Here is a 535-nt window from a genome sequence, read left to right as displayed (position 1 = left end):
CACCAGCAGGCACCCGGCGTCCCGGAGTCCGGCCAGGACACCTCCGGCGCATACGGCTACCCGCAGCAGCAGCCCGCTCCCGCCGCACCGCAGTCCGGCCAGGACACCTCCGGCGGATACGGCTACCCGCAGCAGGCTCCGGCCCAGCAGCCCTCGGCCCCGGCCCCCCAGGCGCCGGCCCCGGCGGCCGTTCCCGCTCCCGGTTTCCCCGTACTGCGTCCGGTCGGCGAGGCCGCGCAGGACGACGCGCCCCAGGCTGCGGCCCCGGAGGCGGACGTTCCCGGGCAGGAGGAGCAGGCGCAGCCCGCTCAGCAGATCCCCGAGCCCAACTACGCCGCCGCCGACGCCGAGGCCGCGGCACTCTTCGGCAGCCCGGACGACGACGAGGAAGCCGCGCGGGAGCCGGGCGGCGAGGCCGCGACGGCCGAGGCCGAGCACGACGGCGAGGCAGGCGCCGCCCCGGCGGACACCGAGGCCGAAGGCGACGACGGCGAGGCCGCGCAGGAGCCCGGCGCCGCGCCGGCGGCCCCCGCAC

Annotated in this window: 1 pseudogene; it reads left to right on the top strand. The window is 79.8% G+C overall.

From position 1 onward, the window contains the following. Positions 1-535: pseudogene (locus E2E34_RS36085) on the top strand (hypothetical protein); the annotation flags it as partial.

Origin of the sequence: Streptomyces albidochromogenes (assembly GCF_005981925.1) — a bacterium.
GTDB classification, from domain to species: domain Bacteria; phylum Actinomycetota; class Actinomycetes; order Streptomycetales; family Streptomycetaceae; genus Streptomyces; species Streptomyces albidochromogenes.
The sequence above is the reverse complement of the archived record's forward strand: the minus strand, read 5'-3'. Positions and strand labels throughout refer to the sequence as shown.